The sequence below is a fragment of the Allobosea eneae genome (genome assembly GCF_042657265.1).
GTDB lineage: Bacteria > Pseudomonadota > Alphaproteobacteria > Rhizobiales > Beijerinckiaceae > Allobosea > Allobosea eneae.
On record NZ_JBHSLW010000003.1, the window covers coordinates 1 to 19,003 of the forward strand.

Sequence of the window (19,003 nt, forward strand, 5' to 3'; positions counted from 1 at the left end):
CGCTCAAGGGCCTCGTCGAAATCTACAAGGCCAATCCCGACCTGCTCTCGCGATCCGACGGTCCGACGTAGACGCACTGCGGCCTACGCCGCATGGTTACCTTTATCCATGATACTTTGTTCATGCCTGACAGCGGCACCGCCAGGACCGACTTTCCTGGTGGCAGCGCCGCCCAGCTTTGGACCTCGATCCAAGGGATCCTGGCACTTCCCGATGAGACGCGGCTCTTCGTCGGTCACGACTACCAGCCAGGGGATCGCGAACCGTTGTGGGAATCGACCGTCAAGGAACAGCGGGCGGAGAACGTACATCTCGTCACAGCTCGGACAGAGGCGGAGTTCATCGCCCTTCGCGAGGGGCGCGACAGGACCTTGCCAATGCCCCAGCTGATCCTCCAGTCGCTCCAGGTCAATATCCAGGGCGGGAAGCTGCCCAAGCCGGAGTCCAACGGCCGGCGCTATTTGAAGATACCACTCGATGCGCTTTGAGCGCCGGTTTGTGATCTGACCGCCAAAGTCAAAAACGCGGAACGATTACAATGCTAAAGCGCTGCGGTTGCGTACGCGAGACGCGTCCCGAACTTTCTCCTGCAAAGAGTAGCCAGTCGCTGACCATAATCGGGCCGATGTCGCCGAATTGAACCGATCAAGTGTAGGTGTCCGACGTCGGACGGTCTGGCGCACCCTGTAGAACTCTCACGCTAAAGACATAAAGAGCGTCTACCTGATAAGCGGCTAATATCCGGCCGAATGCTGACTGATAGGGAGCCCCAATGAAGCCGACGAAAATTGGGGCGATTACGCGAGTCGTGGCGGATGCGACAGCGCAACGGATCGCGCCGGAACAACCTTTGGGCTCGGCCGCGCCGCTCGAAACCGGCGCCATTGTCCTGAGATCAGAGCAGCTCCCGCAGGTCGAAACAGCGCTCGCGGCGCTCGATTTTGCGACATTGCCGTCCGGCGACGTGATCAAGATCGGGCTCAGCGCCGAGCAGGCGCTCCAGCGAACCCTGGACGGCTTCCTTGCACGGCTCGACAAGAACAGCGCTTCGGCCGTCTTCGCCCTGTTTGGCCGTCTTGAAGAGGGCGTTCAGGACGCCAAGCTTCCCGAAATTCTCGACAGGATTCAAAACGGCGAAAAGCCCGGTATGATCGGCTCCCTGCTAGCGAGGTTTAGCGGCAAGCGTCCCGCTCAGCTTGCGGCGGAAGCGTTAGCCGAGATTGGCGAACTGATCTCCGGACGCACGAAGACGCTCGCTGACCAGATGATGAAGCTTGAGGGCGAGTTATCCGGCGAAATGCAGAAGCTGTTTGGCGAGCTGCAGGCTCTCGAAGCCCTCAAACGGAGCTATGGCGAACATTTCGGCGATTTCACCGTTTCGGCCGGTGTCGCCCGGGCTTTCCTCGCCCGGGCGCAGGCTTATGTCGGTGCGCAGGAGGCGAGCCTCAACCCGGCCGATCCCGTCGCGCTGACGCGCCTGATCGAGCTCAAGGACAAGCTGCGCCTGCTCGAAAGCCGGGCGCTCGCGCTTGAAGGAACCTATACGCGGCTGCCTGCCGATCAGCTGGTGATCCAGCAGATCGAACAGGCGGGAATCGCCACGCTGCAGGAGACCGCCACGACGGTCGCCTCGCGATTTGCCTCGATCAAAATGACGCTGCTTTCGATTCACGGAGCCTTCGCGGTCAGAAGCGTGCAACAACTGGCGGGCCGACAGGCCCAGCTCGACAGGCAGCTGACCGACCTGCGCGGCCGTGCGCTCAAGGATGTCGCGGTCACGGCGGCGCAGGCGCCAGGCGAGAACCGTCTCGCGCAGGCCCAGCAGATCGAGCAGATCATCGCCACCACGAACGAGATTCACGGTCTCGTCGCTGCCGCGCGCAAGACCACCGAGGAGAAGTTCGAGCAGGCGCGGCAGAAGTTCGCCGCAGCCCGCCAGGAACTTGCGACCCTATCGTCGAGGCAGCCGGCGCCATGATATTTTCATGCGCCTTGACTACGGGAGCGGTCAAACCACAGGAGAGATTCCACCCATGCTGACGCTTTCCCTCGAAAAGGCCGGCGCCGAGACACCAAAACTGCAACTGTCCCTGAAAAAGGGTGCCCGGTTCACGGTCAAGGTCGAGTGGCGATGCGACGCTCAGCATGCCGACGATGTCGACGTGCATGCGCTCGAGGCCCGCAATGACGGCAATGGCGCAAAGGTCACGCAACTCGCGAGCGTACTGTCGACCTACAACACCACCCGCATGAATCCGAAAGGCGGCGCCCTGCCGACGAATCCCGACGGCTCGTTCCAGACGACCAGTGGCGGGTTGGTTCATAGCGGCGACAAGCAGGTCCAGAACAACGTGGAATCCATCGTAATCGACGGGTCCAGTATCCCCGACGGGGTCAACGAGATTCCGATCCTCGTCACGGTCCATGAGGCCGATCATGGCGGCGGTCACGAGACCGGGGAACCCGCCGAAGACGAACCGGCGTTCGGCGACATCGAGTTCTGCTCGATCGTTCTTTTGGACGACACGGGCAAGGAGCTCGGCGCCTACAGGCTTTCCGACGAGTTCAAGGACTTCAATGTGGTTCAGCTCGGCAGCGTCTTGCTCGGCGCCAATGGCTGGGAATACGCAGCCGTCGGCAGCGGCTTCAACGGCACCTTCAACGACGTCCTCGCTCATTTCTCCTGAGGCAGTCATGCCGCGGGACAAGGACGCCGAGCCGCGCCGACCCGGAGCGGAGGACAGCCGGGAGCGGCTTCGCCCGACCGTCATCGGCCCACCGGCTGGACGGGTCCGCGCGCCTGACGTCGGACCGCAAGAGCGGGACAAGGCCGGCATTGGCCCCAAGCCGACCGTCATGACTGCGCAGAGTCTTGCGGCCAGACCCTCCCGAGCCCCGGCGCAGGTCAAAGCGCCTTCGCCGCGGAACGCTGGCCCAGCCAGGCCGACGGCGATCCCAGGGGTCGCGCGCAAGCGCATTGCGGTCGATCGCGCCGACTTGGCGAGGTTGTCGCCGCAGAGCGCGCCTGGCGTGCTGGACGAGGCGCGACGCCTCGTCCAGGCCTTCGTCGTAGAGGGCGCCAGGGATCGCCAGGCGGTGTTGTGGGGGTACCGGATCCAGCAGGACTATAGCGAGCTGGTATCGCGGAGCGTGGAGCTGTCGCAGGCCGATGTCATGAAGCGCGTGACAGCCCATCTCGGTCGCATGACCGACATCCTCGGTGCGATCGACCTCGAGGCCGTCTGCGGCGTTGCCCCGGCCCGGGGCCTGTTGACCCAATATCTCAAGACGGTGAACAGCAGGATCGACACGCCCGAAGAACTGCAACGGGCCCGTGTCGAGCTGGACCAGTTGCTAATGCTGATGGGAGGGGCGCTGGAGCCGCTCATGTCGTTCAAGGATACGCTCGAGCGGCATTCCCGCCGCATCGAGGAGATCGCCGACGAGGTCGAGGCCGCCGCGCTCGCCGCGGAATTCCTGGCGGCGCATCTCGGAGATAGCGCGAAGCCGTTGTCGCAGCGCTTCCTCGAGCGCAGCATGAGCCTGACCCAGACCGTCGCGCAGATCCGCGGCAGCGCGTCGATGCGGACGCTGCAGATCGAGCAGCCGCTCCGGCTCATCGGAGCGATTCAGAACGTGGCGCTCGTCATGGTTCCCGGATGGCTGGGAAGCATCGCCGCATTGGCGACAATGCTGGAGGAAAAACGACAGGTGACGCCGACCCAAGCCGGGGAGCTGACCTACCAGCTCCGCACCATCCTGCAGCAACTGAAGACATAAGGGGACGATCCGCCATGGCACTGCAACTGAACCTCAAGAAGTCGGCCGAAACCCTGCGCCTCTCACTCGACAAGGCGGGTGTAGCGCCGGGCCTCAAGGCCGAACTGATCTTCGACATGGATGTCTCGGGATCGTTCGAGCACGAGCATGAGGAAGGCACCACGAGCAAGCTCATCGAACGGCTCGTCCCCTACGGAATGGTTCTGGACCCCGACGGCCAGATGGACGTCTTCAGCTTCAGCCACGGCAATGAGAACGTCCACCATGTCGGCACGGTTACGCCGAACAATTGCGAGAACTACATCATTCGCAATGTGATCGACAAAGTGCCGGGCTGGAAGGGCGGGACCACGTACAGCTATGTGCTCGAACGCAATCTTCAGCACTTCGGCTGGCTGCCGCGCGAACAGAGCGGCGGCTTCCTGAGCCGGTTCTTTGGTGTCTCCCGGGACGAGCCGGCCGCCGTGAAGAAGCGCTCGGTCGTCGTCTTCGTTACCGATGGCGAAAACGACGCCAGCGACCTTGACCGGACCATTCAGGTACTCGAGGCGTCCGAGCGCCGCGGTGACCAGGTCTATTTTCTGTTCATGGGCGCCTGCGAGCATGCGGTGGATTTCGGCTTCCTCCGGACGATCGCAGCGCGGTTCAAGAACACGGGCGTTGTGATCGTGCGCGACCTCGATGGCTTCGTCGAGCTTTCGGACGAGGAGCTGAATGCGCAGTTGCTTGGACCGGAACTGCTGCAATGGCTGCGCAATTAGATGAGCCGAATGAGGATGTCATCCCAGAGACCGATCCCTAAAGCGATTTTCTCCTATGAAAAGTGCTTCCGATCTGATCATCGGAAGCGCTACCTGGTTCACGGCCCATCCGCCGCATCTTTTCGATAAGCCAGCAGCCGGAGCGCGTTGAACACGACCAAAAGCGTCGATCCCTCGTGAAAGGCCACAGCGATTCCGATGCTAAGGCCCATGATCGTGGACGGCACCAAGATTGCGACGACTCCGAGGCTGACGAAGACGTTTTGTCGGATGACCGATCGCGTCGTTCGGCTCAGTCCAACCGCAAACGGAAGATGAGAGAGATCATCCGCCATCAAGGCGACATCGGCCGTTTCCAAGGCAACATCAGAGCCAGCGGCGCCCATGGCGATCCCGACGGTCGCGGTCGCCATTGCAGGCGCATCGTTCACGCCATCGCCGACCATGGCGACCTTTCCCAGCGACCGAAGCTTCTTGATCGCCTCGACCTTGTCCTCGGGCATCAGATCGCCCCAAGCCTCGTCGATGCCGACTTGGGCTGCGACTGCCTCTGCGACCTTTTGATGGTCGCCAGAGATCATGATCAGCCTCGTGATGCCTAAGTCGTGCAGGCGTGCAAGCGTGGCTTTTGCAGCCTCCCGCGGCGTGTCCATCAGTCCGATCGCACCCATATCGCTATCGCCGCGCCGAACCACCATCGTTGTTCGGCCGCCCTCGCGAAGCGATGCGATCGCCTGTTGCATCGGTTCGGAAAGGGGAGGTACTCCCTCCACCCCAAACATCTCCGCCTTGCCGATCAGCACCGTCTCGCCATTCAGACGCGCTGAGACGCCGCGTCCGGTCAGGCTGTCGAGATCGGTTGCTTCCGGCAGCGGCTTGTCGCCGAGCCGCTCGCGTCCATCCCGCGCGATCGCGCGGGCTAGCGGGTGGTCGCTCAGGCCCTCGACAGCAACCGCAACGGTCAGCAGGTCATCCTCTGTCACGCCGGGAGCTGGCACGATATCGGTGATACGCGGGTTGCCGGACGTCAACGTGCCCGTCTTGTCGAAGGCGATCGCCGTCAGCGATCCCAAGTTCTCCAACGGGGCGCCGCCCTTTATAAGAACGCCGCCGCGCGCGGCGCGCGCGACCCCCGACAGGACCGCGCTTGGAGTGGCGATGGCAAGGGCGCATGGACTGGCTGCAACGAGAACCGCCATTGCCCGATAGAAAGTATCGCGGAACGGTTCATCAATGACTAGGCCAGCAAACAGGAGAGCGACAGCAAGCACCAACACTGAGGGCACGAAGATCCGCTCGAATTGATCGGTGAAGCGCTGTGTCGGCGATTTCTGGGTTTCGGCCTCGCTGACCATTTTCACGACTTTAGCGAGCGTCGTGTCCGAGGAATTGCGGGTGACTTCGATTTCGATGACGCCGCTACCATTGATCGTTCCGGCAAAGACCCGATGAGCCGCGGCGACACTGTCGGGATTGGCGCGCGCAACCGCCACATCGTCGACGGGACGCTTATCCACGGGGATGCTTTCGCCCGTGACCGGCGCCTGGTTGATGCTGCCGTTGCCCTTGATCAAAAAGCCATCGGCCGGAAGCCTCGAATCCGGCTTTACGACGATGATGTCGCCGATTTCCAAGGTCTCGACCGGCACCTCTTCGAGATCGCTTCCACGCCGCCGCAACGCGGTCCTTGGCGCCAGCTCCCCAAGAGCCTCGATCGCGCGCTTGGCGCGTCCCATGGCATAATGTTCGAGAGAATGGCCGAGGCTGAACAGAAACAGCAGCAGCGCCCCTTCCGCCCATGCACCTAGCGCGGCAGCCCCGGCTGCCGCCACCAGCATCAAAGTATCGATCTCGAATTTCTTCAGCCGAAGGTTCTCGAACGCCTCGCGAACCGTAAAGAAGCCGCCGAAAAAATATGCTCCCAGATAGAAGGCCAAAGGCAACCAGGCCGGAACACTGAGAGTTTTCTCAATGACATAACCGGCAATCAGCAAAGCTCCACAGAGCAGCGAAAAAATCAGTTCGGTGTTCGCCCCAAAGATGCCGGCCTCATGGTCGTGGCCCCCCTCTTTTTCACCATGGCTGTGCTTGCCGGGCGAATGGTCATGACCGGCGTGAGCATCCGGCTTAGCGACAGTGTTCGACGTCACGGCATCACCAAATCTAAGTTTTTACAGCTCGTTCTTGAGCACGGTTTCCGGCGGAACAGGCCGGCTAAGTCCTATATGTCAAACGCCGCTGGGCTTGCGCCTATCACGAACTTGCACATCCTGCCTCGCGCGACGATCGAGCCTGAATTTTGCTTGCGTGAAGGATCAAATCCAGACCACGATTATGCATCCTCTCTTCAGATTTTGTCGCCATCCGGCTCAGAAAATGCGCTATGGCTGTCACCAGCCACCGGTTCAAAACCATCACGGAAGCCCGACCTCGCCGGCTTCAAATCAACGGCAGCTCTCTGAACGATCGCTATTCATCTCGCTCGCTAGGCTCATCTCGCCTCCCGTGGGGGTGATCTGGAGTGCATTTTCCGTTCATGCAAACGACCCTGACAATCGTATGCGAGGTTCCAGCACAGGTGGCCTCGTAAACCAGGGCTTTGCCGATCGGGGGCCAGGTCTTGATGCTCGATTGCACGCAGCCGGCCTCGGCCAAAGCGCTGTTGATGCCACCATCCGCAGCTAGAGCTTTAAAAACCATGATGCAGCCGAGCAGGATCAAAGGGCTGACTAACCCCATCTTCAACCGGCGTGAATAACGCTTCAAGTTCAGTATCATCTCATGGACCTCTGCTCTTCCGACACAGCGGTCAGGTCGATCATCGCCTCATCTGGCGTTTGCGAAATTTTGACGTGATGAGACCCTGCCGGGCTCGCCGCACCGGCTAGTCCTCGTGTGAGCCTGGTCCACGATTCCATGTTTGCGCTTCTAAAACTCGCATGATTATTCGCCTGCGGGATGTAAAATGATTGGCCCCGGAAGAGCATCCGCGGCGTCTTCATGCTCGTCCTTGCGCCGGTGCGGCTGCCCCGAGAATCGAGCATAGAGCGCCGGAAGCACGACAAGGGTCAGCAGGGTTGCGCTGATGAGTCCGCCGATGACCACGGTGGCGAGCGGCCTTTGCACCTCGGCTCCGGTTCCGGTGGCAAGCGCCATCGGAACGAAGCCCAGCGACGCAACAAGCGCGGTCATGGCAACCGGCCGCAGTCGCACCATCGCCCCTTCCAGAATAGCTTCATGCTTTGGCATACCTTCGTCCATGAGCTGCTTGATGAACGTCAGCATGACCAGGCCGTTCAAGACCGCGACGCCCGACAGCGCGATGAAGCCGACGGCTGCCGGAACAGAAAAGGGCATGCCGCGCAGCCACAGGGCCGCGATTCCGCCTGTCAGTGCCAGGGGTACGGCGCTGAACACCAGAATAGCGTCCCGCGCCGACCCAAGCGCTTGGTAAAGCAGCAGGAAGATCAGGAAAAAGCAGCCCGGCACCACGATCATGAGGCGCTGGCGCGCGGAGGCGAGGTTTTCGAATTGGCCGCCCCAGCTCACGTAATATCCTGCTGGCAGTTGGACCTGTTCGCCGACCTTGCTTTGAGCTTCTGCGACGAGCGAACCGATGTCTCGGTCCCGGACGTTTGCGGTCACGACGATGCGCCGCTTGCCGTTCTCGCGAGAGATCTGGTTGGGCCCTTCCGCCACCGCAAAGGAGGCAACCTGTTTCAATGGGACCGATGACCCGCGTCCGGTCGCCGTTGGCGGCAGTGGGACCGGTATGTTCTGCAAGGCCTCCAGATTTTCACGCCGCTTGTCGTTGAGCCGTACCACAATCGGAAAGCGCCGATCGCCCTCGAATACATAGCCGGCCTCGCGTCCCCCGATGGCGGCGCCGATGACTTCCTGCACGGTGAAAAGGCTGAGGCCTAGGCGCGCGATCTCTGTCTTATCGACCTTGATTTCAAGGAATGGCAGGCCAGTGGTCTGTTCGACCTTAACATCCTCAGCCCCTTGAGTGTCGCGCAGAACCGTCGCGATCTGGTTTGCGGCTTGGAGCATCGGTTCGAATTCCTCGCCGAACACCTTTACCGCAAGGTCGCCGCGCGTACCCGCCAGGAGTTCGTTGAAGCGAAGCTGGATTGGCTGCGAGAACTCGTAATTATTCCCCGAGAGCTGTGAGACGGATTTTTCCATCTGCTCCTGCAGTTCAGCTTTCGGCAGCGTCGGATCGGGCCACTCAGCCTGGGGCTTCAATATGATGAAGGTGTCGGACGAATTCGGTGGCATCGGGTCGGCCGCCACCTCCGCCGTTCCTGTTTTGGAGAACACATAGGCGACCTGCGGGAACTGGCTGACAGCCCGTTCGACCTTGATCTGCATGGCCTGCGACTGAGACAAGGACGTCGAGGGAATCCGCAACGCGTTCATCGCAATGTTCTTCTCGTCGAGCGTCGGAATAAACTCCTGTCCGAGCCCTGTGAATACAAGGCCTGACAGTAGGAATAGGCCAACCGATCCGAGGATGAATGCCATGGGCCGCCGCACTGCGCCTGCCAACATGGGGCGGTAGGCCGCCTTCATACCACGAATGAAAATGTTGTCCTTCTCCTGCACGCGCCCGGTGATCGCGATTGCGATGAGAGCGGGAACGAACGTCAGCGAGAGGATGAAGGCTGAGACGAGCGCGATGATGACCGTCAGTGCCATCGGCTCGAACATTTTGCCCTCGACGCCGGTGAAGGTGAGGAGTGGGACGTAGACGAGAATGATGATGGCTTGGCCATAAAGCGATGGCTTTATCATCTCCTCGGCCGACTCGATGACTGTGCTGAGACGCTCGCCTTTCGAGAGCTTGCGTCCGAGTTCATGTTGACGTTCGGCAAGGTGTCGAAGGCTGTTTTCGGCGATGATGACGGCGCCATCGACGATCAGCCCAAAATCCAGCGCGCCAAGGCTCATCAGGTTGGCGCTGATCCGGCCTTGGACCATGCCGGTCATCGTCATAAGCATGGCGACGGGGATCACCATCGCGGTGATGATGGCAGCCCGGATGTTGCCGAGGAGCAGAAACAGGACGACGACGACGAGCGCCGCTCCCTCGGCGAGGTTCTTGGCAACCGTCTTGACGGTGGCATCGACGAGCAAGGTGCGATTGAGCACTGTCTTGGCTTCGACGCCGGGAGGCAGCGAACGAACGATCTCCTTCATCTTGGCATCGACTGCCGCGGCGACCGTCCGGCTGTTTCCACCGATCAGCATTAGCGCCGTGCCGACCACCACCTCCTGGCCGTTCTCTGATGCCGAGCCCGTCCGCAAGTCGCGTCCGATCCGGACTTCGGCAATATCCTTGACCCTGATCGGCACGCCGCCGCGGGTCGCCACCACGACGTTGCCGATCTCATCCATGCTTTCGAGGCGTCCCGCCGAACGGACGACGTAGCCTTCACCGTTTTCCTCGAGATAGCCTGCGCCCCGGTTGGCGTTGTTGGTGTCGAGCGCCGCAGCAATGTCGCTGAAGGACAGGTTCAAACCTACCAGCTTCGCAGGATCGGGCTGGACGTGATATTGTTTTTCGTAGCCGCCGATGCCATCGACGCCGGCGACGCCCAGGACAGTTCTGACCTGGGGACGAATGATCCAATCCTGAACCGTGCGCAAATAGGCTGAACGTTCAAAATCAGTGGTGAGGCTTTGACCCTCAGGCGTCAGGAAGCTTCCATCTTTTTGCCAGCCAGGGCGACCGTCGTGAACCGAGGCTCCGTCAGAGGGCTTTTTGTACTGGACCGCCCACATATAGATTTCGCCCAGCCCGGTCGAAATCGGGCCCATGCGGGGTTCGGCTCCGACTGGAAGGCTTGCCTTCGCCTCGGCGAGTCGTTCGTTGACCTGCTGCCGGGCGAAGTAGAGATCGGTCTTTTCGTTGAAGACGGCAGTGACCTGGGAGAAGCCGTTGCGCGACAGCGACCGGGTGTATTCCAGGCCCGGGATGCCAGCCAGGGCGGTCTCGACCGGATAGGTCACCTGCTTTTCGATATCGAACGGCGACAGCGACGCCGCGGTCGTGTTGATCTGGACTTGATTGTTGGTGATGTCAGGCACGGCATCGATCGGCAGCTTCGTCAACGAGTAGCCGCCGAAGCCCGCCGCCAGAAGCGACAGAAGCAGCACGAGCCAGCGCTGATGCACCGAGAAAGCGAGAATGCGGGCGATCATGAGGGTTCGTTTCCGTTTTCAGTCGTCGTGCTTGGCTTCGGTCTTGCCGAGTTCGGCCTTGAGCAGAAAAGTGTTCTTGACCGCGATCTCGTCGGCTGAGGAGAGCCCTGATAGAATTTCGACCACGGTATCGTCGGCCTGGCCCACCTTGACGTCCCTGCGCTGGAAACCCTCGGGTTTGCGCACGAATACAACCCGTTCGCCGCCGATCGTTTGCAATGCAGCGCGCGGAACGAGGACTTTCGCTTCCTCTCTGGCAATCTCGATCTCGGCGGTGACGAAAGAGCCTGGGCGCCAGAACAGGTCTTTGTTGGAAAGCGAAGCGACGACGCGCGCCGAACGGGTTTCCGGGTTCAAGATCGGGCTTACGAACATGATCTTGGCTTCGGCGCGCCTTTCATCGTCTCCACTTGTCGCGATCGAGACTTTTGCGCCCTCGCGAACTTTGCCGAGATCGCCTGGCGTCACCGTGAGATCGATCCAGACTGTGGAGAGGTCGGCCACGGTGTAGAGATCGGCGGGATCGCCTTCTTTGCCGACTGCTGTGCCGACATCCACCTTGCGATCGACGATCCGTCCCGACATCGGAGAGCGGAGTTCGTACTGCCGTAGGCTCGATTGGCCTGATCCCGCAGTGTCCTGCCTGGCCGCATTCGCGACTTCTGCCGCATCCACGCCAAGAGCGGACAGTTTCTGACGAGCCAGATCGATGCGCAGTTGCGCCTCCGAAAAACTTGCACGGACCTGCAGATACTGCTGCTCGGCCGAAATCCGCTTGTCCCACAGGCCCTGCGCGCGATCGAAATTCGTTTTCTGCAGGTCGAAATTCACCGATGCCGTCAGGTATTCGCTCTTGGCGTCTGCAACCTCGCGGCTATCGAGCACCGCGACCACTTCCCCCTTCTCGACCATCTCGCCGAGCTGCTTGCGCATTTCCGCGACTGTGCCGACCACGCGTGCCGGCACGCGTGCAATCCGGTTGACGTCCGGCGTGATCGTGCCAGGCACAATGATGTGCCTGGAAAGAGCGCCTCCCGCGACGGGGGCAATTTCGATCTCCTGCGCACTGATCTGGTCTTGCGTCAATTTGATCGAGCCTTCTGTCGATGCCTTGTCGTCGCCATTCTCAGGCTGCCCAGGCGTGCTGCTCCCGGCTTTTGAAGTCTTGCCGCCGCCTGTGGAGCGAGCTTTCGATCCATCCTGGGCCCGAGCCTGCTCGACACCCGGCGTCGGCTTGAAACCGACGACACTGCGGATGGCTTGGCCCAGGTAAGGCACGAAAGCGCCAACGACGATGCCGACTATGGCAACGAGCGCGAAAAGATAAGCCCGGCGGGTCATTCCATATCCTCTAACGTCAAGTTTCGGGCCGGCTGCGACAGCTCGCATTGAAACGCAGTAAAAACCACAAACGGGCCTACGCTTACCAGGTTCTCGTCCCATGCCGAAGCGAACGACGATGACGAGCTTCTAGCACTCGCCAGGTGTTGGTTTTGCGGCAGGAGATGTGTCGATCCGTACTGAGCAGCTCAAAAAAATACGAGCAACTCGGTTGGTTTGGGTGATCAAGACCCGCAATCTGCGAAATCGTGTGCCAGCGAAAGGCTGCTGGCCTATAAGGCAACTATGATTGGATCCGTGACCACCGCTGAAATGCTGTCCCATGTCGTCAGTCTCGCCGTGGCGTATGCGCTTGCGCTGCCTATCGGCTGGAATCGCGAACAGGAGGAGCGCAGTGCCGGCATCCGGACGTTCCCGCTTGTCGCGATGGCGGCGTGCGGGTTTGTGCTCGTCGCCATCGCCGTGCTGGGCGCCAATTCTCCTGGCCAGGCTCGCATTCTCGAGGGGCTGATGACCGGTGTCGGCTTCATCGGCGGCGGCGCAATTTTGAAGCACGGCACCCAGGCGTTGGGTACGGCGACGGCTGCAAGTCTCTGGGCGACCGGAGCACTGGGAGCAGCCGTCGGCTATGGTCTCTATGACATTGCTGCCATCCTGAGTGCCGTGACCTATGTGACTTTGCGGTATTTGGCACCATTCAAAAAAGAGCTCCCTGACAATGTCGCCCAAGTCACGCCTCCCGATAAAGAGTGACGCGCACCGATCAGACCGGGCGAGCGTGCGCCCGTTGTGTGGGGGGCGGTCATGATCCTGTGAGGGTCGTGATTTCCCAAGCGCCGCTCAATAAAAGCACGTGAGTGCGTCACAGTTTTCGGAGCTCGTCTTGGGTGACATCAGCTTTTCACACCGCACGCTTGCTGGCTCGTTTGAGACTGTCGGCGCCATGGAAGCGGCAAGTTCAATCGAAGATGCGTCCCAGAAATCCGCGCCGGCCACCATGCCCGCCTCCGCCATGGCCACCGCCGCCGTGACCATTATCGCCGTGGCCACCGCGTGAATCCCAACTCTGTGGTACGTTCGGGGTAGGATAGGGCTGCGGCGGCGACCTGCCCCACGGAGCGGTCGCCCCGGGCGGTTGAGCGGAGCCTGCAACCTGCCCACTTGCGGCCCGGTCCACGCCAAAGGGCGCATCCTGCTCATTGACGCTGCGCTCGATAATCTTGTCGAGTTCGCCTCGATCGAGCCAAACGCCGCGGCATTTTGGACAATAATCGATTTCGATACCCTGTCGTTCGCTCATGACGAGATCGATACGACAGGTCGGGCAAAGCAAGCCTTCATTCTTGGAAGACGCGATATCGGCCATGGCAGACTGACTCCGATGAGTTGGGCTTCAGAACGATGCTCAACGGTTGGGAGCGTAATTCCTCTAGCCACTCGAGCTACAAGACGGATTGATGAGACAAAACGCCACAGTCATTTTGCAAGATCGAGAAACGGGTCCTGCCCCCGCACTCAGAGGTGAAGTTTCGTTCGCCTCGGGAGTTCATTGGGCCCAACTGCCGCTCAGCGAAAACGGTGTCACTCCAGTGACAGGCCAAGAATCCGGAGGTATGTTTGATCGCTACAACCACGCCCCTGTGTTGTAGGAGAGCGTGGGGCAGCACTCGAGACCCCGTGCTGCCCCATTGCTCGTCCCATGCTACACGCTTTTGAATTGATGGATCTGCCCGTTCGGCGCCTGACACGGAACGGCCAAACCCTGTTGCGTCAACCCTCGCCAATTCATGAATAATAAGGGCGATCTATTCCGCTGGTTTGAGCGACGAGCAGCGTCTGGCGATGGATCATGTCACCGGTGGGGAGCAGGTCGTGGTCCGCTTGGCCGGCGCCGGCAAGAGCACGATGCTGGTTGCGGCGCGCGACGCTTGGGAGCTTCAGGATTTTGCGGTTCATGGCGCGGCCTTATCGGGCAAGGCGACCGAGGGGCTGGAGGAGGCGTCCAGGATCGGCTCGCGGACGCTGGCGTCGTGGGAGCATGGCTGGAAGGCAGGACGCGGCGAGCTCGGGCCGAAAGACGTTATGGTGATCGACGAAGCCGGCATGGTCGGATCGCTCAAGCTCGCCCGCTTTGTCGCCGAGGCCGAGCGCACGGGCGCAAAGCCCGTCATGGTCGGGTACCAGTCGCAATTGCATGCAATCGGGGCCGGCGCGCCGTTCCCCGCGATGGCGGAGCGGGTCGGGTTCTCCAGGCTGCAGGAAATCCGCCGCCAACGCGAAGACTGGTAGCGAGAGGCATCAGGCGACTTTGCCCGTCACAAGACGGGCGAAGGGTTGGCTGCCTATGCCCAGCGTGGCGGTGTTCGCGAGCGGCAGTTGCAGGTGCGGCATGATGCGGCGGAGCGAGGCCTGGAGGTTACACGGCCGCTTGATGTGCTCACGGTTCCGCGCGGACCGGCCGAGTTCGAGCGCGAGCTGATCAAGGCCCCTACCGGCGAGGGCCGCTCCCTCGCTAAAGCCCGAGGTCAGCCCATGGGCAGGCCGGGCGCCCTTACCCGCCATCAGCCAGACGAGGCGCTGCAGGCGCTGGACGCCGGAACAGCGACGCAGGCCGTCCTGGCCAGACGGTTTGATGTCACCCAGGCAACGATCTCACGGTTAGCCCGAACCGCTGCCGCCTAATTTTGGAATGAGGCGCATGTAGATCAACGAGCTGACAAGCTCGACCACCGTTTGTGCGACGATGATCGCAGGCAGCAGAGGCATGGCGTTGGGAACGGCGAACGCCAGCGGCAGGACGACTAGCGAGTTGCGGGTCGCGGCGCTGAACGCGACGGCCCGCCCGGCCGGAGCATCGAGGGCCCCCATTCGGCCGATACCCCAACCGATCAACGGCGCGGCGATGGCAAAGGCTATATAGACCGGCACCGCCCGCACCGCGCTTCCGAACGCGAGTCCGAGCTGCGGCACCACCGACGCGAACACGATAAACAATACCAGCGCGGTCGCAGGCACCGGCAGCAGGCCGAGGACAGTGGCAATATTGCTCACCTCTTTATTGCTGGTGGCGCCGAGCTGGACGATTGCCGCGAGGGCCAGCGGCATGGCGATCAGCCAGATGAACGCGTGCAAGAACGGCCCCATCTGGATCAGGTCTACCGCATCGCGCCCGAGAAACAGCCCGAAGTAGACTGGCAGCAGCAGCATTTGCAGCACCAGCAGGGCTGGCGTCGAGGCGAGCAGCAGCTTCGCGTCGGCACGGCCGATATGGGCAAAGGTCACCACATAGTCGATGCACGGTGTCAGCAGCACGAACAGCACGCCAAGCCTCACCATCGGATCGGCAGGCAGGAACTGGATAAGCCCCAGCACCAGCAGCGGGACCGCGATGAAATTGGCGGCCAGCAGCGCCCCGAGGAAGCGGATCTGCAATAAAGCCCGGCCGAGGTCGGCGAGCGGCACCTGCAAAAAGGTGACGAACAGCATCAGCGCCAAAGCGGGATTGATACCGGCCTCCAGTACGATCGTCGCGGGCACGGCGATCGAGAGCAGCACGGCCGCGACAATCGTGGCGAAATAGATTCTCACCTGCCGGGCTTCTAGAAGGTCGCGGAGAGCGGTCATGGCGTCATCGCTTGCTAGTCAGCCAGGAAGATCAGTTGCAGACCATCTTGCGGCGGGCAGGCTCCGCGAGTGCGGTCGGACGCCCCGTGCACTTAGCGAAGAGCGCGATGGCGCGATCGCAGGCCTCGCAATGGCCTTCGCAGCAGTCCTTCATAAGAAAGACAACCAGATCTGACAGAGCGGGGAAGATCGCGCTGTAGATGATCGAGCGACCTTCGCGGCGGCTGACGATCAGCCCAGCATGTTCGAGATGCGTGAGATGAAAGGACACCTTCGACGCAGCCGAGCCATCGAGCGCGGTCGCGATTGCGCCCGCAGCCATCCCTTCGGCTCCGGCCGTGACCAGCAGGCGGACAATCCGCAGCCTGGTGCGCTGAGACAGCGCGGCAAAGGCCCCAAGTGCCTTGGCTTCATCCATAACGTTTCAACCATTCAATAATTATTGAATTAATATGCATTGCTCGGCCCGATGGCGCAAGTGGGAAAACGGCCCCGGCCAGCGCGGGCGGGGCAGCTGGCCAGGGTTGCAAAGCCGACCGCGCGGGTGATTTCTCTCGACGCGAATGATGTTCGTGTGATGTTCTAGATATGCGTCACGATAATCAACCCGCCTTGCTGTTGCTCGGACCGAAAGCCCATGGCGATATCTCCCTGGCCGATAGCAGGCACGCGCATCTGTGCCGGATTCCCCTCCCGGGCCGACGACTTCCTGGACGGTGAGATTGACCTGGCCTGCATCCTGACGCCGAACCGGGCCGCGACGTTCCTGTGGCGGGTTGCCGGGCATTCAATGAAGGAGACCGGCATTCACGACGGCGACGTGGTGGTCGCGTCGATCAATGGCGAGGTCAGCCTGAAGCTCTTCAGGAACGACGGGCGCCCTACCCTCTCCTTCGCCAACCGTGACATGCCGGTGTTTTTCCTGGCCGACACCGCCGATGTCGAGGTGTGGGGCGTGGTCACCTGGACATTGCATCAGCCCCGCCTGCCATGACCGGCCGGGTGTTTGCTTTGGTGACGGCAACAGCTTCTATTGCAGTTGCGAGCGCCTGTTCGCGCCGAAGCTGCGCGATCGGCCGGTCATCGTGCTGTCGAACAACGACGGCTGCGCCGTGGCGCGGACGCCGGAGGCCAAGGCCCTCGGCATCAAGATGGGCGCGCCGTTTTTTTAAATCCGCGACCTGTGCCGAGCCGAGGGCGTTGCCGTGTTCAGCAGCAATTACACCCTGTACGGCGACATGAGCCGCCGCATGAACGAGATCTATCACCAGTTTGCGCCGGAGGTGGAGGTTTACTCGATCGACGAGAGCTTCCTGGATATCACCGGCATCCGGGAGACCGACCGCACCGCCTACGGTCTGGAAATCCGCGCGAGTGTTCGTGAATGGACCGGCATCCCCACCTGCGTCGGCATCGGACCGACCAAGACTCTGGCGAAGCTGGCCAACCGGACGGCCAAGAGCCACCCTGAACTTCACGGGTCTGTGACTTCACCGACGAGGTGCTGCGCGAGAGCCTGTTGCCAGGCATTCCCGTGGAAGACCTGTGGGGCATCGGCAAGGCCTCGGCCGCGCCGCTGACAGCGGCTGGAATCGGCACCGTTGGCCAGCTTCGGGACATGGCGCCGCGTCACGCCCGCCAGCTGCTGACGGTGGTTGGCGAGCGGATGGTGCTGGAGCTGAACGGGGTGTCCTGCCTCCCCCTGGAATCCCTGGCGCCGCAGCGCAAGGGCATCGCCGTGACCCGCAGCTTCGGCGGGTCGATCGTCCGGTTCCCGGAGATGCGCGAGGCCATGGCGGCCTCGCGCTGCGTGTTCTCGGCAAGAGAGATCTCTGTATCGCGCTCGGCCGCCAGCACATTGCAGGGGATGTCGATGTTCTTGGCGATCCGGCCCTCCTTCGCCAGAAGCCGCAGCGCCGCGAGCCGACGCGCACCGGCGACGACCTCGAACTTCTGGCCCTTGCCCGCCTTCCTGACGGTGAGGTTCTGGATCAGGCCATGCGCCTCGATGCTGTCGGCCAGTTCGCCAATCCCAGCCGTCGAGTTGACCTTGCGGACATTGGCGGCGCTGGGAACGAGTTTCGACAGAGCGATGTGCTGGAAGGCCGTAGTGAGCGTGCCGATCGTCGCGGTGGTGGTCGTGGTCATCGTGTTCTCTCCTTGTCTGAGGCCGTAGGCCCGTCACCCGGCAGGGTGCAGGTCCGCCTGCACCTCTGCCTTCGCGGCGAGCAGCGGGGAGAGAGGGGGGCAAGAGCCAAATCGGGAGGGGGATCGCCCACGCGGCACGCGCCGGGCGAGGGGCCGCGGCACGCGGATACTCGTCCCGGTCCTGCACAAGCCGCCCAAGCGGCGCGGAAGGATGGGGAGACCCGATTTGGCTCTTGCTGGGGAGAGAGGGCCGCGCGCCTCTCTTCCCGCCAAGCGCAACATCATCGCGCCAGCGGCGCGGCGATCGCCGGCGCCTGGCGCCGGCCCGCGCGAGGGATCGTCACCGAAGGCCGAGACGCCGATCGGCGGCTCGGGGAGGGGCCCTGGCCCCGAGTAGAGCCCGGTCACGGCGAAGCCGGGACGCACATAACGCGAATATCGCCTGATCTGCGGCTCAAGATTGCCCAATTCGATAACTACCAGACCGGCCCACTTTCGAGATCCGGAGATAGTCATGCAGGTTTTGGAGATGAATCGAACCAATAGCGGCCCAAACATGGGACTGTTGATGGGCATGCACCGGTTGAGGCGAAAGGTTTTTAAGGATCGCCTGGAATGGGCCGTTTCCTTAACTGGCGACCTCGAGATGGATCGATTTGACGCACTCGACGCCAGCTATCTGATCGTGAAAGAGGGGAATTCGGTGCTCGGCTCCGTTCGCCTTCTTCCGACCACCGGGCCCAACATGCTTGCCGACACGTTCCCGGAGCTCCTCGACGGCGGCAGCGCGCCGAACTGCGACTCGATTGCCGAAAGCTCTCGCTTCTGCGTCGATACAACCGCCACGGACGCGATCACCGAAGGAGGTTTGAGGCAGGCCACCTTCATGCTGTTTGCTGGAATGCTGGAGTGGGGGAGGGCTCGTGATCTGCGATCCATCGCGACTGTCACCGACGTACGCATGGAGAGAATTTTGCGGCGCGCGGGCTGGCCGCTCGATCGGCTCGGCGCTCCCCGCAGGCTTGGAGTGACGGTAGCGGTCGCCGGCTTACTGCCGATCAAAACCGCAGCTCTAGACTCGATACGGACAAAAGCGGGGCTCGTTGCTCCAGTCCTTGCCGCCCTCCATTGATCGGCGATCA

Annotated in this window: 14 protein-coding genes and 3 pseudogenes; 10 read left to right on the forward strand and 7 right to left on the reverse strand. The window is 61.8% G+C overall.

What is annotated here, in order from left to right; all coding sequences use genetic code 11:
* Positions 1 to 101: 101 nt before the first annotated feature.
* From ACFPOB_RS00955 to ACFPOB_RS00975, 5 genes and pseudogenes are all read left to right on the forward strand, one after another.
* Positions 102 to 488, forward strand: a pseudogene (locus ACFPOB_RS00955) (MBL fold metallo-hydrolase); the annotation flags it as partial.
* A gap of 284 nt (positions 489 to 772) precedes the next feature.
* Positions 773 to 1,978 (forward strand): hypothetical protein, encoded by a 1,206-nt coding sequence (locus tag ACFPOB_RS00960; protein ID WP_377795160.1) that lies wholly within the window; start codon positions 773 to 775, stop codon positions 1,976 to 1,978.
* Between the two features lie 55 nt (positions 1,979 to 2,033).
* Entirely contained in the window at positions 2,034 to 2,687 is a 654-nt protein-coding gene (locus tag ACFPOB_RS00965) for a TerD family protein (RefSeq protein WP_068175942.1), read from the forward strand.
* A gap of 7 nt (positions 2,688 to 2,694) precedes the next feature.
* A complete protein-coding gene (locus ACFPOB_RS00970; RefSeq protein ID WP_377795162.1) occupies positions 2,695 to 3,780 on the forward strand; it encodes a hypothetical protein in 1,086 nt (361 codons plus the stop codon).
* 14 nt (positions 3,781 to 3,794) lie between these two features.
* Positions 3,795 to 4,541 (forward strand): VWA domain-containing protein, encoded by a 747-nt coding sequence (locus tag ACFPOB_RS00975; protein ID WP_068175935.1) that lies wholly within the window; start codon positions 3,795 to 3,797, stop codon positions 4,539 to 4,541.
* Positions 4,542 to 4,639: 98 nt separating this feature from the next.
* Here ACFPOB_RS00975 and ACFPOB_RS00980 read toward each other — a convergent pair whose 3' ends face one another.
* The 3 genes from ACFPOB_RS00980 to ACFPOB_RS00990 all read right to left on the reverse strand — a co-directional run bounded on the left by ACFPOB_RS00980 (position 4,640) and on the right by ACFPOB_RS00990 (position 12,089).
* Complete coding sequence (locus ACFPOB_RS00980) at positions 4,640 to 6,691, reverse strand: heavy metal translocating P-type ATPase (protein WP_377795164.1); 2,052 nt, start codon at positions 6,689 to 6,691, stop codon at positions 4,640 to 4,642.
* A 793-nt stretch (positions 6,692 to 7,484) separates the two neighbouring features.
* On the reverse strand, positions 7,485 to 10,748 hold the full coding sequence (locus ACFPOB_RS00985; RefSeq protein WP_377795165.1) for an efflux RND transporter permease subunit: 3,264 nt from the start codon (positions 10,746 to 10,748) through the stop codon (positions 7,485 to 7,487).
* 18 nt (positions 10,749 to 10,766) lie between these two features.
* On the reverse strand, positions 10,767 to 12,089 hold the full coding sequence (locus tag ACFPOB_RS00990) for an efflux RND transporter periplasmic adaptor subunit (RefSeq protein WP_377795167.1): 1,323 nt from the start codon (positions 12,087 to 12,089) through the stop codon (positions 10,767 to 10,769).
* A 312-nt stretch (positions 12,090 to 12,401) separates the two neighbouring features.
* Between ACFPOB_RS00990 and ACFPOB_RS00995 the strand changes: the two genes are divergently transcribed.
* Positions 12,402 to 12,842 carry an MgtC/SapB family protein gene (locus ACFPOB_RS00995; RefSeq protein WP_377795218.1) on the forward strand — a complete coding sequence of 147 codons (441 nt, stop codon included), beginning with the start codon at positions 12,402 to 12,404 and terminating at the stop codon, positions 12,840 to 12,842.
* Positions 12,843 to 13,047: 205 nt separating this feature from the next.
* Here ACFPOB_RS00995 and ACFPOB_RS01000 read toward each other — a convergent pair whose 3' ends face one another.
* A complete protein-coding gene (locus ACFPOB_RS01000) occupies positions 13,048 to 13,455 on the reverse strand; it encodes a TFIIB-type zinc ribbon-containing protein (protein WP_377795169.1) in 408 nt (135 codons plus the stop codon).
* A 443-nt stretch (positions 13,456 to 13,898) separates the two neighbouring features.
* On the opposite strand from ACFPOB_RS01000, the pseudogene ACFPOB_RS01005 reads away from it, so the two are divergent.
* Positions 13,899 to 14,453 (forward strand): annotated as a pseudogene (locus tag ACFPOB_RS01005) (AAA family ATPase); the annotation flags it as partial.
* A 294-nt stretch (positions 14,454 to 14,747) separates the two neighbouring features.
* On the opposite strand, the gene ACFPOB_RS01010 reads toward ACFPOB_RS01005, so the two are convergent.
* Positions 14,748 to 15,713: an arsenic resistance protein gene (locus tag ACFPOB_RS01010; protein ID WP_377795173.1), complete on the reverse strand. Its 966-nt coding sequence runs from the start codon at positions 15,711 to 15,713 to the stop codon at positions 14,748 to 14,750.
* 31 nt (positions 15,714 to 15,744) lie between these two features.
* Positions 15,745 to 16,131, reverse strand: a complete 387-nt coding sequence (locus tag ACFPOB_RS01015; RefSeq protein ID WP_377795175.1) for an ArsR/SmtB family transcription factor — start codon at positions 16,129 to 16,131, stop codon at positions 15,745 to 15,747.
* A 219-nt stretch (positions 16,132 to 16,350) separates the two neighbouring features.
* Between ACFPOB_RS01015 and ACFPOB_RS01020 the strand changes: the two genes are divergently transcribed.
* Together ACFPOB_RS01020 and ACFPOB_RS01025 are read left to right on the forward strand one after the other, a co-directional pair.
* Positions 16,351 to 16,707, forward strand: coding sequence for a LexA family protein (locus ACFPOB_RS01020; protein ID WP_377795176.1), 357 nt, complete (start codon positions 16,351 to 16,353; stop codon positions 16,705 to 16,707).
* A pseudogene (locus ACFPOB_RS01025) lies at positions 16,652 to 17,293 on the forward strand (Y-family DNA polymerase). Before ACFPOB_RS01020 ends, ACFPOB_RS01025 begins: the two are co-directional and overlap by 56 nt.
* 49 nt (positions 17,294 to 17,342) lie before the next feature.
* Here the strand turns inward: ACFPOB_RS01025 and ACFPOB_RS01030 are convergent.
* A complete protein-coding gene (locus ACFPOB_RS01030) occupies positions 17,343 to 17,861 on the reverse strand; it encodes a ParB/Srx family N-terminal domain-containing protein (protein WP_377795178.1) in 519 nt (172 codons plus the stop codon).
* Between the two features lie 514 nt (positions 17,862 to 18,375).
* Between ACFPOB_RS01030 and ACFPOB_RS01035 the strand changes: the two genes are divergently transcribed.
* Entirely contained in the window at positions 18,376 to 18,993 is a 618-nt protein-coding gene (locus tag ACFPOB_RS01035; RefSeq protein ID WP_377795179.1) for an acyl-homoserine-lactone synthase, read from the forward strand.
* Positions 18,994 to 19,003: the final 10 nt, after the last annotated feature.

Excerpts from the sequence above, each read along its gene's own strand:
- ACFPOB_RS00995 (WP_377795218.1), top strand. The coding sequence starts at position 12,402 with ATGCTGTCCCATGTCGTCAGTCTCGCCGTGGCGTATGCGCTTGCGCTG.
- ACFPOB_RS01035 (WP_377795179.1), top strand. The coding sequence starts at position 18,376 with ATGCAGGTTTTGGAGATGAATCGAACCAATAGCGGCCCAAACATGGGA.
- ACFPOB_RS00960 (WP_377795160.1), top strand. The coding sequence starts at position 773 with ATGAAGCCGACGAAAATTGGGGCGATTACGCGAGTCGTGGCGGATGCG.
- ACFPOB_RS00965 (WP_068175942.1), top strand. The coding sequence starts at position 2,034 with ATGCTGACGCTTTCCCTCGAAAAGGCCGGCGCCGAGACACCAAAACTG.
- ACFPOB_RS00990 (WP_377795167.1), bottom strand. The coding sequence starts at position 12,089 with ATGACCCGCCGGGCTTATCTTTTCGCGCTCGTTGCCATAGTCGGCATC.
- ACFPOB_RS00970 (WP_377795162.1), top strand. The coding sequence starts at position 2,695 with ATGCCGCGGGACAAGGACGCCGAGCCGCGCCGACCCGGAGCGGAGGAC.
- ACFPOB_RS01020 (WP_377795176.1), top strand. The coding sequence starts at position 16,351 with ATGGCGATATCTCCCTGGCCGATAGCAGGCACGCGCATCTGTGCCGGA.
- ACFPOB_RS00985 (WP_377795165.1), bottom strand. The coding sequence starts at position 10,748 with ATGATCGCCCGCATTCTCGCTTTCTCGGTGCATCAGCGCTGGCTCGTG.
- ACFPOB_RS01010 (WP_377795173.1), bottom strand. The coding sequence starts at position 15,713 with ATGACCGCTCTCCGCGACCTTCTAGAAGCCCGGCAGGTGAGAATCTAT.
- ACFPOB_RS01030 (WP_377795178.1), bottom strand. The coding sequence starts at position 17,861 with ATGACCACGACCACCACCGCGACGATCGGCACGCTCACTACGGCCTTC.
- ACFPOB_RS01000 (WP_377795169.1), bottom strand. The coding sequence starts at position 13,455 with ATGGCCGATATCGCGTCTTCCAAGAATGAAGGCTTGCTTTGCCCGACC.
- ACFPOB_RS00975 (WP_068175935.1), top strand. The coding sequence starts at position 3,795 with ATGGCACTGCAACTGAACCTCAAGAAGTCGGCCGAAACCCTGCGCCTC.
- ACFPOB_RS01015 (WP_377795175.1), bottom strand. The coding sequence starts at position 16,131 with ATGGATGAAGCCAAGGCACTTGGGGCCTTTGCCGCGCTGTCTCAGCGC.